16 protein-coding genes are annotated in these 14,158 nt (G+C 68.5%); 10 read left to right on the top strand and 6 right to left on the bottom strand.

Annotation, left to right across the window (positions count from 1 at the left end):
* The first annotated feature begins 14 nt into the window (after nt 1-14).
* Nucleotides 15-1,259 carry an acyl-CoA dehydrogenase family protein gene (locus tag U3653_RS16325; RefSeq protein ID WP_195080488.1) on the top strand — a complete coding sequence of 415 codons (1,245 nt, stop codon included), beginning with the start codon at nt 15-17 and terminating at the stop codon, nt 1,257-1,259.
* 426 nt (nt 1,260-1,685) lie between these two features.
* On the opposite strand, the gene U3653_RS16320 is transcribed toward U3653_RS16325, so the two are convergent.
* The gene (locus U3653_RS16320) at nt 1,686-2,576 is read right to left on the bottom strand and encodes an alpha/beta fold hydrolase (RefSeq protein WP_323124649.1); all 891 of its coding nucleotides are present in this window, start codon (nt 2,574-2,576) and stop codon (nt 1,686-1,688) included.
* Between the two features lie 80 nt (nt 2,577-2,656).
* On the opposite strand from U3653_RS16320, the gene U3653_RS16315 reads away from it, so the two are divergent.
* The 3 genes from U3653_RS16315 to U3653_RS16305 are packed head-to-tail and all read left to right on the top strand — an operon-like array spanning nt 2,657 to nt 4,394.
* A complete protein-coding gene (locus U3653_RS16315) occupies nt 2,657-3,415 on the top strand; it encodes an exodeoxyribonuclease III (protein WP_435406568.1) in 759 nt (252 codons plus the stop codon).
* Nucleotides 3,412-3,900: a guanyl-specific ribonuclease gene (locus U3653_RS16310; RefSeq protein ID WP_195080490.1), complete on the top strand. Its 489-nt coding sequence runs from the start codon at nt 3,412-3,414 to the stop codon at nt 3,898-3,900. Before U3653_RS16315 ends, U3653_RS16310 begins: the two co-directional genes overlap by 4 nt.
* Nucleotides 3,900-4,394 carry a barstar family protein gene (locus tag U3653_RS16305; RefSeq protein WP_195080491.1) on the top strand — a complete coding sequence of 165 codons (495 nt, stop codon included), beginning with the start codon at nt 3,900-3,902 and terminating at the stop codon, nt 4,392-4,394. The genes U3653_RS16310 and U3653_RS16305 overlap by 1 nt, the downstream gene beginning before the upstream one ends.
* A 9-nt stretch (nt 4,395-4,403) precedes the next feature.
* Here the strand turns inward: U3653_RS16305 and U3653_RS16300 are convergent, their stop codons facing one another.
* Nucleotides 4,404-5,039, bottom strand: a complete 636-nt coding sequence (locus U3653_RS16300) for a TetR/AcrR family transcriptional regulator (protein WP_323124648.1) — start codon at nt 5,037-5,039, stop codon at nt 4,404-4,406.
* Between the two features lie 228 nt (nt 5,040-5,267).
* Here U3653_RS16300 and U3653_RS16295 point away from each other — a divergent pair, with 228 nt between their 5' ends.
* The 3 genes from U3653_RS16295 (at nt 5,268) to yhjD (ending at nt 8,357) form a co-directional block, all read left to right on the top strand.
* Complete coding sequence (locus U3653_RS16295) at nt 5,268-6,200, top strand: oxygenase MpaB family protein (RefSeq protein WP_195080493.1); 933 nt, start codon at nt 5,268-5,270, stop codon at nt 6,198-6,200.
* A 21-nt stretch (nt 6,201-6,221) separates the two neighbouring features.
* On the top strand, nt 6,222-7,253 hold the full coding sequence (trpS, locus tag U3653_RS16290; RefSeq protein WP_195080494.1) for a tryptophan--tRNA ligase: 1,032 nt from the start codon (nt 6,222-6,224) through the stop codon (nt 7,251-7,253).
* An 84-nt stretch (nt 7,254-7,337) separates the two neighbouring features.
* On the top strand, nt 7,338-8,357 hold the full coding sequence (yhjD, locus tag U3653_RS16285; RefSeq protein WP_195080634.1) for an inner membrane protein YhjD: 1,020 nt from the start codon (nt 7,338-7,340) through the stop codon (nt 8,355-8,357).
* Nucleotides 8,358-8,361: 4 nt separating this feature from the next.
* Here the strand turns inward: yhjD and U3653_RS16280 are convergent, their stop codons facing one another.
* The gene (locus U3653_RS16280; RefSeq protein WP_195080495.1) at nt 8,362-9,663 is read right to left on the bottom strand and encodes a D-alanyl-D-alanine carboxypeptidase family protein; all 1,302 of its coding nucleotides are present in this window, start codon (nt 9,661-9,663) and stop codon (nt 8,362-8,364) included.
* Between the two features lie 120 nt (nt 9,664-9,783).
* Here U3653_RS16280 and U3653_RS16275 point away from each other — a divergent pair, with 120 nt between their 5' ends.
* Both U3653_RS16275 and U3653_RS16270 read left to right on the top strand, forming a co-directional pair.
* The gene (locus U3653_RS16275; RefSeq protein WP_195080496.1) at nt 9,784-11,298 is read left to right on the top strand and encodes an MFS transporter; all 1,515 of its coding nucleotides are present in this window, start codon (nt 9,784-9,786) and stop codon (nt 11,296-11,298) included.
* Nucleotides 11,288-11,899: an acyl-CoA-like ligand-binding transcription factor gene (locus tag U3653_RS16270; protein ID WP_195080497.1), complete on the top strand. Its 612-nt coding sequence runs from the start codon at nt 11,288-11,290 to the stop codon at nt 11,897-11,899. Before U3653_RS16275 ends, U3653_RS16270 begins: the two co-directional genes overlap by 11 nt.
* Nucleotides 11,900-11,920: 21 nt before the next feature.
* On the opposite strand, the gene U3653_RS16265 is transcribed toward U3653_RS16270, so the two are convergent.
* Together U3653_RS16265 and U3653_RS16260 are read right to left on the bottom strand one after the other, a co-directional pair.
* Nucleotides 11,921-12,817 carry a phenylalanine 4-monooxygenase gene (locus tag U3653_RS16265; RefSeq protein ID WP_195080498.1) on the bottom strand — a complete coding sequence of 299 codons (897 nt, stop codon included), beginning with the start codon at nt 12,815-12,817 and terminating at the stop codon, nt 11,921-11,923.
* Between the two features lie 128 nt (nt 12,818-12,945).
* The gene (locus U3653_RS16260; RefSeq protein WP_195080499.1) at nt 12,946-13,467 is read right to left on the bottom strand and encodes a DUF4396 domain-containing protein; all 522 of its coding nucleotides are present in this window, start codon (nt 13,465-13,467) and stop codon (nt 12,946-12,948) included.
* Between the two features lie 107 nt (nt 13,468-13,574).
* Between U3653_RS16260 and U3653_RS16255 the strand changes: the two genes are divergently transcribed.
* Nucleotides 13,575-13,772: a type II toxin-antitoxin system VapB family antitoxin gene (locus U3653_RS16255; RefSeq protein WP_195080500.1), complete on the top strand. Its 198-nt coding sequence runs from the start codon at nt 13,575-13,577 to the stop codon at nt 13,770-13,772.
* An 18-nt stretch (nt 13,773-13,790) separates the two neighbouring features.
* Here U3653_RS16255 and U3653_RS16250 read toward each other — a convergent pair whose 3' ends face one another.
* Complete coding sequence (locus U3653_RS16250) at nt 13,791-14,090, bottom strand: DUF6881 domain-containing protein (RefSeq protein WP_195080501.1); 300 nt, start codon at nt 14,088-14,090, stop codon at nt 13,791-13,793.
* Nucleotides 14,091-14,158 lie beyond the last annotated feature (68 nt).

The following is a 14,158-nucleotide window of genomic DNA, read 5'->3' as shown; positions in this document are numbered from 1 at the left end:
TGAGGAGAACGACGATGTTCGAATGGTCTGAGACCGATGTGATGATCCGCGATGCCGTGCGGGCGTTCATCGACAGGGAGATCCGCCCGAACCTGGACGCGCTCGACAGCGGGGAACTGCCGCCGTACCCCGTCATCCGGAAGTTGTTCCGGGAGTTCGGGATCGACGCGATGGGCGGCGAGGCCGTGCAGAAGATGCTGGCGCGGGAAGCGGCGCGCGAGACCGCGGAGGCGGAACAGAAGCCGAAGTCCTCGGGGGCGAGTCCGTTCGGCGGACAGGAATCGCTGATGGCGGTGCTCATCGGGGAGTTGTCCGGGGTGTGCATGGGGCTGGTCTCGGCGATGGGGGTGAGCATCGGCCTCGGCGCGACCACCATCATGTCGCGGGGCACGCTGGCGCAGAAGCAGCGCTGGCTGGAGGACATCGTCACCATGCGGAAGGTCGCGTCCTGGGCGATCACCGAACCGGACTCCGGTTCCGACGCGTTCGGCGGCATGAAGACCTACGTCAAGCGCGACGGCGAGGATTACCTGCTCAACGGCCAGAAGACCTTCATCACCAACGGTCCCTACGCCGACGTGATGATCGTCTACGCGAAGCTCGACGACGGCGCGGGCGGCGACAAGCGCGACCGCAAGGTGCTCGCCTTCGTGCTCGACAAGGGCATGCCCGGTCTCACCCAGGGCAAGCCGTTCAAGAAGATGGGCCTGCACTCCTCGCCGACGGGTGAGCTGTTCTTCGACAACGTGCGCGTCGGCCGGGACCGGTTGCTCGGCGAGACCGAGGAGCACAAGGGCGGCGACGGCCGGGAGAGCGCGCGGTCCAGCTTCACCGCCGAACGCGTCGGCGTTGCCTTCATGGCGCTGGGCATCATCAACGAGTGCCACCGGCTGTGCGTGGACTACGCCAAGCACCGCAAGCTCTGGGGCCAGGAGATCGGGCGATTCCAGCTGGTCCAGCTGAAGCTGGCGAAAATGGAGATCGCGCGGATCAACGTGCAGAACATGGTGTTCAACACGCTGGAGCGGGGCAGGGCTGGCAAGCCCCCGACCCTGGCGGAGGCGTCCGCGATGAAGCTGTACGCCTCCGAGGCGGCCACCGAGGTGGCCATGGAAGCGGTGCAGCTGTTCGGCGGCAACGGCTACATGACCGAGTACCGAGTGGAGCAACTCGCCCGCGACGCCAAGTCGCTGATGATCTACGCGGGCAGCAACGAGATCCAGGTGACCCATATCGCGAAAGGTCTTCTGGCGCAGTAGTTCTCCGCGCGGCCGGGGTCGCGTACCACCGTCCCGCTTACGCGTTCGGAGCCGACCGAGACGGAGCCTTGTCGGTCGCGACCCGGCTGCCCGCTGCCTCGGCGGTCGGCCGGAGCGGCCTCGTCGGCCGCCGTTGCCGCCTGATCACGTCGGCCGCCCGGAGAAACGCCCGGGGGCAGGCGAGTGGTCGGCCGAGCCGACAACCGGCCTCTATGGACTGCGCGCGCCTGATCGCGGGGTTCGGTACCGACGCGCCCAGCGCACCCCCACTACGTCTTTCGAGCGAAGCGAGACCGAGCCTGTTCCGTTCGCGGCCCGGCTCGCGTCCGAGTGACCGCCGCGTCCGCGACGAAGTCGCCAGCGGCGGTCACTCGGACGCGAGCCACAAAGGGGCCGCGAACACGCCGCGCCGAAGGCGCGACCAAACTACACAGCCCGCAGCCGCGTCCGGCTGGCGTAGACGTGTTCGGCGATGAGGGTGGCGATGCGGTCGGGTGCTTCCAGCATCGGAACGTGGCCGACGCCGTTGACCAGGATGCGGTCGGCGGACTCGGGCAGTTCCTTCAGGTAGCGCCGTGCGTAGACGCGGTTGGGGATGACCCGGTCGTATTCCGACAGCAGCAGCCGGACCGGCGTCCGCAAGGTGGACAGGTCCGCCTGTGCGGGCGCGCGCATCGCGCCGAGGATCATCGGCACCATCGCCGGGCAGTGCAGCGCGGCGGCGAGCGCGGCCGCGGCGTCGCGCCGGGATACCGCCGCGGCCTGCTTGCTCAACGCGAGCAAGGCGACCCGCTGGGCGAGCGGGTTGCCGATGGCGAATCCGCCCATGCGCTTGCCGATCTGGACGAGCGGTATCAGGGAGAGGAATTTCAGGTTGATCCGCCACTGGGTCAGCGAGGGCGCGTGCCAGCCGCCGGCGGGCGCGATGAGGGTCAAGGTGCGGGCGCGTCCGCGGCGCGCGAGTTCGACGCCGACCAGCCCGCCGAGCGAGTTGCCCGCGATATGGCAGGTGCGCCAACCCAGTTCGTCGAGCTGTTCGCAGATCCGGTCGGCCAGCGACTGCACATCGACCGACGGACCTCCGGTGGGCGCGCCGCCCCAGTGCCCCGCGAACGCGGGCGCGAACACCTCGCAGTGCGTCGACAGCCGCGCCGCCGTCTGCTCCCAGCAGTGCGGCGACATCATGAATCCGTGCAGCAACAGCAGGGGATCGCCGGATCCCACGTGCAATGCCTTGATCGGCTGGGGCGGTTTCGCCCGGGTGGATCCGCGCGTGACGGCGGAGGAGGACTGGGAGGTGTCGGACGACATCGTCATCACCCCTTCCTGGACGGCAGTGTCCAAGGGACTTCATCTGACCAGCATTGTACGGTCGTGGAGTGCCGTATATCTCGACAGTGAACGTGAACGGTGTCCGCGCGGCCGCGGGTAAGGGCTTGCTCGCCTGGCTCGCGGCCACCGAGGCGGACATCGTCTGCGTGCAGGAGACCCGCGCCACCGACGAGCAGGTCGCGGCCGCGCTGGCGCCCGCACTGGACGCGGGATGGCAGCTGTCGCACGCCGAGCCGGAGTCCAAGGGCCGCGCCGGTGTCGGCATCCTGTCCCGGCGGGCGCCCAGCGCGGTCCGAGTAGGCTTCGGCAGCAGCGAGTTCGCGGCGGCGGGCCGCTATCTCGAGGCCGATTTCGACGACGTCACCGTGGCCAGCGTCTATGTGCACTCCGGTGACGCGGGCACGGTGCGCCAGGACGAGAAGTATCGCTTCATGGCCGAACTCGGCGCCTATCTCTCCGCGCGGACCGGCGATTTCGTGGTCGCCGGGGACTGGAACATCGCGCACACCGAGCGCGACCTGAAGAACTGGAAGGGCAACCTGAAGTCGGCCGGGTTCCTGCCGCAGGAGCGGGCGTGGATCGATGAGCTGCTGGCCGCCGGATACGTCGACGTGGTGCGGCAGTTGCACCCGGAGGGCGACGGTCCCTACAGCTGGTGGTCCTACCGCGGCCGCGCCTTCGACAACGACAGCGGCTGGCGCATCGACTATCACCTCGCTCGAGGTGATCTCGCCGCCCGTGCCAAGGACGCGGTGGTCGAGCGTGCCGCCTCCTACGATCAGCGCTGGTCCGACCACGCTCCGGTCACGGTGCAGTACCGATGAGCCGGTCGATCAAGCGCGGCATCGGCCTGCTCGGCGCGGTGGCCTTGGTGGTGCTCGCCGCGGTGCTCGCGTTGTACGACGGTGGCGATACCACCACGTCCGCTCCGGCGAGTCGCGCGACCACCGCCGCGACGAGCACGGTCACCCTGACCAGCGCGGCACCGCGCGGTGGGGACAGCGCGTCGCCGGTCACCCAGGCCGCCGGTGTGCCGGAACGCGCGTACGCCACGTTGCGGGAGATCGATGCGGGCCGGTGGCCGGATTCGGCGAACGCCCCCGGCACCAAAGGGGGCGAGCGATGGATGAACCGGGGTGGCGACCTGCCCGCCACCGATGGCTCCGGTAAACCGATCACCTATCAGGAATGGGACGTCAATCCCAAGCAGTCCGGCCGATCCCGCGACGCCGAACGCATCGTCACCGGCAGCGACGGTTCGGCCTGGTACACCGGCGACCACTACAAGACCTTCACGAGGATGCGCTGATGACAAAGACCGTCACGCTGTCGCAGTTCCTTGCCCGCCCCGACGCCGACGACGCGCCGCCCAGCCCCGAACTCGCCCCGCCGCGCGTCACCTTCGGCACCCTCGCCGTCGACGCCGCCAATTTCAGCGGGGTGCGGGACAAGGCGCCCTCCGGATACCTGGTGCGCGAGTTGCGCGGCGCGAAGATGCCCACCACCGCCCGGCTCTTCGACGAGTTCGCCGCCGCGTTCCAGTTCCCGTACTACTTCGGCGAGAACAAGGACGCGTTCGACGAATGCCTGCGCGACCTGGACGATTTTCTCGGCGAAGGGGCCGGATACGTTGCCGTGGTGCGTGATTCGGCCGGATTGCTCGCCGAGGAGCCGATCGAGCGCGACTGGTTCGCCGAGGCCATGCGCGACTGCGCGGCCTACTGGTCGCGGCGGGACGTGCTCTTCCGGGTGGTGCTGCAAGGCGACGCGCCCGATTTGGAAGACGTGTCCCTGCGCCTGTGATCGGGGCTGTTACCGCAGTTTCTCGGCCAGGTCCTCGCCGAGCAGGACGAACACGTCGACGGTCTGCTCGATCAACTCCTCGCGGGTGAGGTCCAGGTCGCCGTGCAGCCAGGCGGTCAGCGTCTGCACCAGGCCCCCGACCAGGTACAGCGCCCGGAAGTCGACCACCGCGGCCGGTGCCGAGTCGGACATCCGATAGAAGTCCGTGCCCTCCGTGGCCACCATCCGCGCGAACGCTCGCACCGTCTCGGTGGTTCGGGTCCGTAGTTCCGGCGTCGCCATGCCCGCGATCAGGGCCGCTTTCGCCTTGCGCGGGTCGTCGGTGAGCAGGTGCACGCCCGCGGTGATCGCGGCGTGCGCGGTCGCGCGCGTGTCCGTGGCGGCGGTGCGGACGGCGGCGAGGATGGCCGCGGCCAGTTCCGTGGCGATCCCGTCGATCAGGGCGGTGAGCACGGCGTCGCGACTGTCGAAGTTCTCGTAGTAGTACCGCTCGTTGAGACCGGCCCGCGCGCACAACCCCGACACGGTCAGCTTCCCCAGCCCTTCCGTGCCGATGATCTCGAGCGCGGCCTCCAGCAACGCCGCACGCCGCTGCGCCCGGCGCTCCTCGGCGGAAACACCCCCATAGGTCCGTTGCGCCGTCACCCTTCGATTCTTACAGGTACGCCGAAGCCGGTGCCCCCGATCGTCGCGCACGCCGGTTCCCCGGCGTATGCGGCGGTCGGTAGCGCTTAAGACTCGGCCACTGAGACCGAGCATGCGAACACGCCGCCACGCAGTCGCGGCCGAACACAGCAATTTGGACACAGCTATTGCCAGAATTCGTCGTTCTGGTGGATGCTATTGCCAGATGTTCTCGACGAGGAGGCGGTCATGTCCGAGCCCGGCTATTTCAGTGACCACTCGATGGTCCGGCGGGTGATGACCAAGCGGGCGGTGGGGCTGACCTACGGTGTGCGGGCTCTGGTGATCGGCGCGGTCGATCCGCTGCTCTACGTCGGCACGGCCGAGAACACCGAGCACCGCATGACGCCCTACACCCGGCTGGCGCTGACCGGCCGTCTGTTCGAAGCGGTGTTCCTCGGCAGCAAGGCCGAGGCCGATCGCGCGCTGGCGTTCACCAGGAAACGGCACGTCAAGGTGCGTGGGGCGCTGCCGGAGGACGCCGGTGCCCACCACCCGGCGGGCACCGAGTACTCCGCGCTCGATCCGCACCTGATGTTCATGACGATGGCCTTCACGTTCGACTCGGCCGAGGTGATGTACGACCTGCTGGTGCGCACCATGACCGACGGCGAGCGCGAAGGGCTCTACCAGGACTACGTGCGCTGGGGCGAGCTGTTCGGCATGCCCGTGGACGCCGCGCCGGCGAGCTACCCCGAGTTCCGGGCCTTCTTCGACGGCTACCTCGCCTCCGACGAACTGTTCCTCACCGACGAGGCGCGGCTGGTCGGCTCCTACCTGGCCGGACAGCGCGTCCCCTACGCGCAGGGCGTGCCGTTGCAGCAGGTCACCTCCGCGTTCTACCTGCTGGTGCAGGGCAGTCTGCCGGCACGCATCCGCCGGATGTACGGGATGCGCTGGGGTGTGGCGGAGGAGGTGGCCTACCAGGGACTGTCCCGGGCGGTGCGCGCCGCGCACGTGTCGGTTCCGCTGGTGCCCCCGATGCTGCGCGGCACGCTCGCCGGGCCCAGCGCGCCGGTCTACAAGATGCTGTCCCAGCGGGAACACGAACTGGTCAGCAGGGGACGGCCGAGCATGCCAGGAGTGGACCCGCGCAACTGGGTGCAGCGAAATTCGGCTTGAGCCGCATGCGAAGATCGGGGTATGTCCAGTCCTGCGCCCAGCCCGGCCGCCGAACGCAAACAGCGGGTTCTGTCCGGGATCCAGCCGACCAGCTCCTCGTTCCATCTCGGGAACTACCTTGGCGCGCTGCAGTACTGGGTGACCATGCAGGACGACTACGACGCGCTGTACTTCATCCCGGATCTGCACGCGATCACGGTGCCGCAGGAGCCCAAGGAGCTGCGGCTGCGCACCAAGGCCGCCGCCGCCCAGCTGCTCGCGCTCGGCATCGATCCGAAGAAGTCGACCCTGTTCGTGCAGAGCCAGGTGCCCGAGCACGCCGAACTGGCCTGGGTGCTCAGCTGCATCACCGGTTTCGGCGAGGCCAGCCGGATGACCCAGTTCAAGGACAAGTCGGTGAAGCAGGGCGCGGAGAACGCGACCGTCGGCCTGTTCACCTACCCGGTGCTGATGGCCGCGGACATCCTGCTCTACCGCGCCCATCAGGTACCCGTCGGCGAGGACCAGCGTCAGCACCTGGAACTGACCCGAAACCTGGCCCAGCGCTTCAACACTCGGTTCAAGAAGACGTTCGTGGTGCCGGAGGCGCACATCGTCAAAGGCACGGCGAAGATCTACGACCTGCAGGACCCGACCGCCAAGATGAGCAAGTCGGCCTCCACCGACGCGGGCCTGATCAACCTGCTCGACGACCCGAAGGTCACCGCGAAGAAGGTGAAATCCGCGGTCACCGACACCGAACGCGAGATCCGCTACGACCCGGAGCGAAAGCCGGGCGTCAGCAACCTGCTGGTGATCCTGAGTTCGCTGACCGGTGCGCCGATCGTCACCCTGGAAAAGGATTTCGAGGGTAAGGGTTACGGCGAGCTGAAAGCCGATGTGGCCGACGCGCTGGTGGAATTTGTCACGCCGTTGCGGGCGAAGGTGCAAGAGTACATGTCGGATCAAGGTGAACTCGACCGCGTACTCGCCGCAGGCGCGGAGCGCGCGCGAGAGATCGCAGGCAACACCCTCGCACAGGTCTACGACCGGGTCGGTCTGCTGCGTCGCTGAGCGGCTGCTCTCCTTCGCCGGGCGGTTGTCGCCCGCTCGACCGGGTATCACCGGTGCGGGGTCTCTCGGCCGAAGGGGCGAATGGTGCAGGTGATCGACAACGTCAAAGCCGGGATCGAACGCCGGATTCAGGCGAAACCGTGGCTGGACCATCTGGTCCGCGCTGCGGGACGCTATCAGCGGCAACGGGGTGACTACTACGCGGCAGGCATTACGTATTTCACCGTGTTGTCGTTGTTTCCGCTGCTCATGGTCGCTTTCGCGGTCGCGGGCGTGGTCTTGTACAACAATCCGGAACTGCTGGACGAATTGCGCGGCAAGATCGTCGAGAACATCCCCGGCTCGTTCGGCACCCAGCTCAACGACCTGATCGATCAGGCGGTCCAATCCCGGCGCACAGTCGGCGTGCTCGGCCTGGTCACCGGCGTCTACAGCGGGCTCGGCTGGATGGCCAACCTGCGCGCCGCGCTCACCGAGCAATGGGATCAGAAGTCCCCGGACGGTAACTGGCTGATGACCAAGCTGTCCGATCTCGGCGCGTTGATCGGTCTCGGTCTCGCGTTCACCGTCTCGCTCGGGTTGTCGGCGCTGGCGTCGAGTTCGCTGGGCAGCCAGCTGCTCGACGACCTCGGCCTCGGCGACCTGCCCGGTGCGGGCGTGTTGCTGTCGCTGGCGTCGATCGCGCTCGGATTCCTCGCCTCCTGGGCGGTGTTCGCGTGGGCCATCGCACGGTTGCCCCGGGAACCGGTGACGCTGGCCAGTGCCGCCAGAGCGGCCGGCTTGGCCGCGCTGGTCTTCGAGGTGTTCAAGATCGTCGCTTCGATCTATCTGCAATCGGTGCTCAGCAGTCCGGCGGGCGCCACCTTCGGCTCGATCATCGGCCTGATGGTGTTCAGCTACGTCACCTACCGCATCGTCCTGTTCGCCACCGCATGGGCCGCCACCGCCGCGGAGAACGAGCCGGAGGCGGAGGTCCCCGCGCCGGGACCGGCCGTGATCGCGCCGCGGGTCGGTGCGCGTGACGTATCGATGGGGGTGGGCGCCGCCTTCTTCGGCGCGGGAGCGCTTGCGGCTCTTGCCCTTTCCGGTCTGCGCAGGCGCTGATCGGTCAGCGCCGCCGGGTCGCGCGCCGTGCCCCTAGCAGCAGAGCGGCGACCACCAGGACGCCGCCGATGATCAGCACGGTTCGCGCGCCGGTGCGGTGATCCCCGGTGTGCGGCATGGCGGACGGATCGCTTCCCGGCGCCGATGCCGTGGCCGGCCCGGAGTCCGGCGTCGGCGGCGCGGCCAGAGTGACTCCGCTCTGGTCACGCTGGGGCACCACCGCGCCGGGCAGGTTGCCGATCACGGCGCCGCGGGGTAGCGCGAACCCGTAGTCGAGCAGGCGAGCGGCCTGCTCCCACGGCCGCACCGGTTGCACGTCGGCCTTGAGAAGGGTGACGGCGAGCCTGCGGCCGCCCCGCTGGGCGGCGGCGACGAAGGTCTGGCGCGCGTCGTCGGTGAAGCCGGTCTTGCCGCCGAGGGCGCCGTCGTAGTTGTAGAGCAGCTGGTTGTCGTTGCCGATCGGGTAGCCGGGACGGTCGGTGTCACCGGGAATCGAGGGGTCGGCGGGGTAGCCGGGGAAGTCGACCTGCTCGGTGTGGATCAGCTCGGCGAACAGCGGGATGGTCATCGCCTCGCGGAACAGCACGGCGAGGTCGTAGGCCGAGGTGCTCATGCCGGGGCCGTCGAGTCCGGAGGGGGTGGCCGCGCGAGTGTCCATGGCGCGCAACGATTTCGCCAGGTCGTTCATCTTGGCGACCGTCGCGGCGTCGCCGCCGAGTTGCGCGGCGATGGCATGTGCCGCGTCGTTGCCCGAAGCCATGATCAGGGCCTGCATGAGCTGCCGGTTGGTGTAGCGGCCGCCGGGCCCGATGCCGACCCTTGTGCCGTCGGCGTCGGCGTCGGCCTGCGTGCCGATGACCACTTTGTCGAGATTCAACGTGCGCAGCGCCAGCGTGGCCAGCAGCACCTTGATCGTGCTCGCGGGACGGTAGCGGCCGTGCGGGTCCTTCGCGGCCAGCACTTCTCCGGTGTCCAGGTCCGCCACCAGCCACGCCGTCGCCGAAATGTCCTGTGGAGCGGGCGGCGCGTTCTTGGGAAGCACGACTCCGCACTCGCCGAGGCGCGCGCCCCCGATCGGCGGGGAAGGAATCGGGAGCGGCGGTGGAGCCGGCTGTCCTGGCGCGGGCACCTCGGAGGTGTCGATCGGCGCCGGCGGCGAGGTCTTCTGCGGGCACCCGTCGGTGTTCGGGGTGGTGAACGGCGTGGTGGTGCTCGGCGCTGCGACGGACGGCGCGGCTGTCGCTCCGAGCGCGGCGACGGCGAGCACGGCGCCTACGCAGAGCAAGGCACGGCGAGTGATCTTCATCGCCGATGAGCCTAGCGAGCGATCCGGTGATCGAGCATGCCGTCCCCGCGGCGGTATTGACAGTCACTACTAAATGAAAGCTACTATCAAATTACTGTAGCTATCATTTTTGGAGGCGTCATGAAGACCGACTCGGCCCGTCGCTGGCTCGCCCTCGGCGCGCTGGCCGTGGCGATGTTGACCATCGGGCTCGATGTCACAGTGCTGACCGTGGCGCTGCCGACGCTCGCCGTCGACCTGAACGCGAATACCGCCGCGCTGCAATGGTTCAGCAGCGCCTACACGCTGGCGCTGGCCGCCGTGATGCTGCCCGCGGGCGCGCTCGGCGACCGCTACGGCCGCAAGAAGTTCCTGCTCGCCGCCCTGGCGCTGTTCGGTGTGGCGTCCATCGCGTGCGCCGTGGCCGGCTCGCCCGGCGAACTCATCGCGGCGCGCGTGGTGCTCGGCATCGCCGCGGCGGCGATGATGCCGCTGTCGATGTCGGTGCTGCCCGCGCTGTTCCCCGAACCCGCCGAACTGCAGCGGGCGCTCACCATCTGGATCACCTCGACCGCGATCGGCCTGCCGCTGGGCCCGATCGTCGGCGGCTGGCTGCTGCGCAATTTCTGGTGGGGTTCGGTGTTCCTGATCAACGTGCCGATGGTCGTGATCGGCGCGTGCGCCGTCGCCGCGCTGGTGCCCGAGTCGCGCAGCGCGCAGCGCTTCCGGATCGATCTGCCCGGCGTCGCGCTGTCCGCGGCGGGCATGCTCGGACTCACCTACGGCTTCATCCGGATCGGTGAGAAAGGCTGGGGCGACGGCCCGGCCTGGGCGATCGTCGCGGCCGGTGTGCTGCTGCTGGCCGCCTTCCTGCTGTGGCAGCGCAGGACCGCGCATCCGCTGATCGATCTCGGTCTCTTCGCCGCCGACGGATTCCGCTGGGGCACAGCTTTTTCCATCGTGGTGAACTTCGCCATGTTCGGCATGTTCTTCACCGTTCCGCAGTACTTCCAGGCGGTGCTCGGCGTGGACGCGCTCGGCAGCGGCCTTCGGTTGCTTCCGTTGATCGGCGGTTTGCTGGTCGGCAGCAGGCTGGTCGACAGAGTGCTGCCGAAACTCGGCGTGCGCGTGGTGGTGGCCGCCGGTTTCGCCCTGCTGGCCGGCTCGCTGGCGCTGGGCGCGCTGACCACGGTGGACAGCGGCTACGGCTTCGCCGCGCTGTGGCTGACCCTGCTCGGCGCCGGTATGGGATTGGTGATGCCCGCGGCCATGGGCATGGCGATGGGTGACCTGGACGCCGAACGCTCCGGCTCCGGTTCCGCGCTGTTGCAGGCGCTGCGCCAGGCCGGTGGCACCATCGGCGTAGCGGTGCTGGGCACCGTGCTGTCCACCCGGTACCGGGCGGACCTGGGTGAGCTCGACCGCGAACCGATCGCCGACGGCGTGAACGCGGGTGTCGCCACCGCCCGCAAGCTGGGTGATCCGTCGATGCTGCACCAGGTGCAGGTGGCCTTCCTCGGCGGCATGAGCGCGATGCTGTGGACCTGCGCCGCGCTGTGCGTGCTGGCGGCGGTGCTCACGGCGACGTCGGTGCGCACGCGGCAACCGGCCCGGTCGCCGGAGCCGGGTGCGGCAGAATCGATTCATGTCGGTTGAGCTACCCGCGAACGGGACGGCGCAGGGTCTGCGCGAGCGGAAGAAGGAACGGACCCGCCGGACGATCCGCGTCGAGGCTTTCCGGCTGTTCCGCGAGCAGGGTTACAACGAGACGACGATCGAGCAGATCGCCGCGGCCGCCGATGTCTCGCCGAGCACCTTCTTCCGCTACTTCCCGTCCAAGGAACAGCTGGTGCTCGCGGACGATCTCGATCCGGCGATGATCGAAGCGCTGCGGCGTCAGCCGCGTGACATCGGACCGATGGCGGCCTTCCGCAACGCGGTGCTCGAAGTCTTCGGTAATCTGCCCGCCGCCGAGCTGGCGTTCGAGCAGGAGCGGCAGGCGCTGCTCTATCACGTGCCGGAGCTGCGGTCGGCCATCGGCTTGGAGATCATTCGCAGCATCGACCTCATCGCGGGCCTGCTTGCCGACCATCTCGGCAGGCCCGCCGACGACTTCGAGGTGCGGGTGGCGGCGGGCGCGATGGCGGGCGCGGCACTCGCCATGGCGACGATGACGCCCTTGAACGTCGAGAACATCACTCGCACATTGGATTTCCTGGACGCGGGCATGCCGCTCGGACCGAGGCGCGAGTCCTGACATCTCGATCCGGCCGCACCGCTACGCGCCGACGGGGCTGCCGTGCCGCAGACGGTCGGGTGTGTCGTCGTCGATGGTCGCGAAGAAGCCGCCGATCACGTCCTCGATCTCGCTGATCGAGTCCGCGCAGTAGAGCGTCGGCTGATAGTGGGTGATGTCGTAGGTCGCGGTGCCCATCCGGGCGATGTCGAGGGGGCGTAGCTCGGCGTGCCGGAACTCCTCGATCTCGCCGTAGGACGACAGCAGGCCCGCGCCGTAGCACCGCACCTCGCCGCGCTCCCGGACGACGCCGAACTCCATCGAGAACCAGAAGACGTCGGCGAGGAATTTCAGCGCGCGATCGGTGTTCAGGCGCGCGACCGCGGTGCCGACGGTCGCGTAGATCGCCGCGAAACGCGGGCTGGCGATCTGATTGGCATGGCCGATGATCTCGTGGATGGCGTCCGGCTCGGGCGTGTACAGCGGTGCGGAATGATGCCGGATGTACTGCGTGGAGTGGAAGACCCGATCGGCGAAGGAACCGAAGAACTCTCGTAGCGGCACCAGTCCCGCGGCCGGTGCGTAGCGGAATCCGGTCAGCGGTGCGAGTGCCGCCGACACCTCGTCCAACTGCGGGATGTGATCGGTGGGCAACGACAGCGCCTCGGCGGCCGTCAGTATCTCCGCGCTGGCATAGGTGCGATGCTTGCGCGCGAGTTCGGCCGACACGATCCGCCACACCTGCTGCTCTTGCTCGGTGTAGGCGATGTGCGGCGGCGGTTTGCCCGGCGCGTAATCCAACGCCAGCGCGGCGATGGCATTGCGCCGGGCCCGGTATTCCGGATCGTGCACACCGGGGTGCTCGTCGCTCAGGTGCACGGTCACGTCGCCGTCGCCGGTGCGGGTCACCGGCGAGTACAACTGCGCCTCGCTGAACATGACTCGATGCAAGCACCACCGGCACGCGGCGACAACAAAAGCCCGTTCAGCTGGACAATCTGCCTAGCTGAACGGGCTGCGGGCGGGTCGTCGTGTCATCCGACGGCGCGGATCGGGCGGCGTGCTGATCAGTGCGCGCCGTGCAGCGAATGCACCACCGCGTGGCCTTTGCCGCGTCCGATCATCCACTTGTTGACCGGCGTGGTCAGCACGAAGGCCACTGCCAGGGCGAAGGCGAGGGTGATCCAGAACAGGATGGTGTCCAGGTGGGCGTCCATCGCGCCGGGGACGGCGAGGATCACGGCGTTGTCCACGATCTCCATGACCGTGATGGACACCGTGTCGGCGGCCAGCGCGGTGCCGATGGCGGCCGACAGCGGCAGGCCCGCCCGCAGCACGCCGCGCATGGTCAACGCGTAGCCGAACACGAACGCCAGCACGATGGCCAGCGCCATCGTCGCGGTGTTGTTCCAGCCCAGCGCGGTGCCGATCACCATGCCGAGGATTTCGCCGATGGCGCAGCCGGTGAGGCAGTGCAGCGTGGCCATGGCCGCCATCCGCCAGGTAGCGGGGGAGTGGTGCCCGGTGTGCTGTCCGGCGTGCGAGGCGTGGGAAACGTGTTCGGCCGCGGGGTGGTGCCTGTGTTCCATGTCAGGAACTATACCCCCGTAGGGTATTTACGCAAGTCCGAGTTCGCGATTTGCCGGACATGAACGGGCGTTATGCCGCAAGATGGCGAAAGTATGAAGGAGGGCGCATGAAATCCGTGCGGATCGATCTCGACCAGGACCTGCTCGCCGCGGCCGCCGCCATCATGGGCACGTCGTCCAGCGCCGCCACCGTCAACGAGGCCTTGCGCCGGATCGTCGTGCACGAGCGCCAGCTGCACAATCTGCAGCGCCTGGCCGCGAAGGCGTTCGTCGGGCTACCCGATATCGCCGTGGTGGATCGCTAGGCCCTTCCGACCGGCGGCCTACCTGGGCGAAGCGGGCCGTTGCTCATCGAGAGCGCGCTGCCAGACCTCATCGAACTCTCCGGCGTCGATCTGGAGTGCGGTGAACTCGGTCTCCGCGCTCAGCTCGTCCGGCGTCGGAACCGGGATCTGCCCGAGTTCGGTCGTGCCGGTGCCGCGGCCGGAATCGGCCCAGTCGCGGTGCCCGTCGCGGAACACCTCGACCTTGCGTACCTCGAAACCGTCGTCGCCGATCTCACTGAACAGCTCGACCGGCTCGTCGTCGAAATCATGGTGCCATTGCGCCTTCAGGTACCACATCGCCCCTCAGCTCCCCAGCTCGCGACCGACTCGGCTACCGAACCGCACATCAGCCAGCATATGGGTGC

It is taken from the genome of Nocardia implantans (assembly GCF_035544775.1).
GTDB lineage: Bacteria > Actinomycetota > Actinomycetes > Mycobacteriales > Mycobacteriaceae > Nocardia > Nocardia implantans.
Note: the sequence above shows the minus strand (reverse complement) of the source record. Positions and strands in the feature narration are given on the sequence as shown.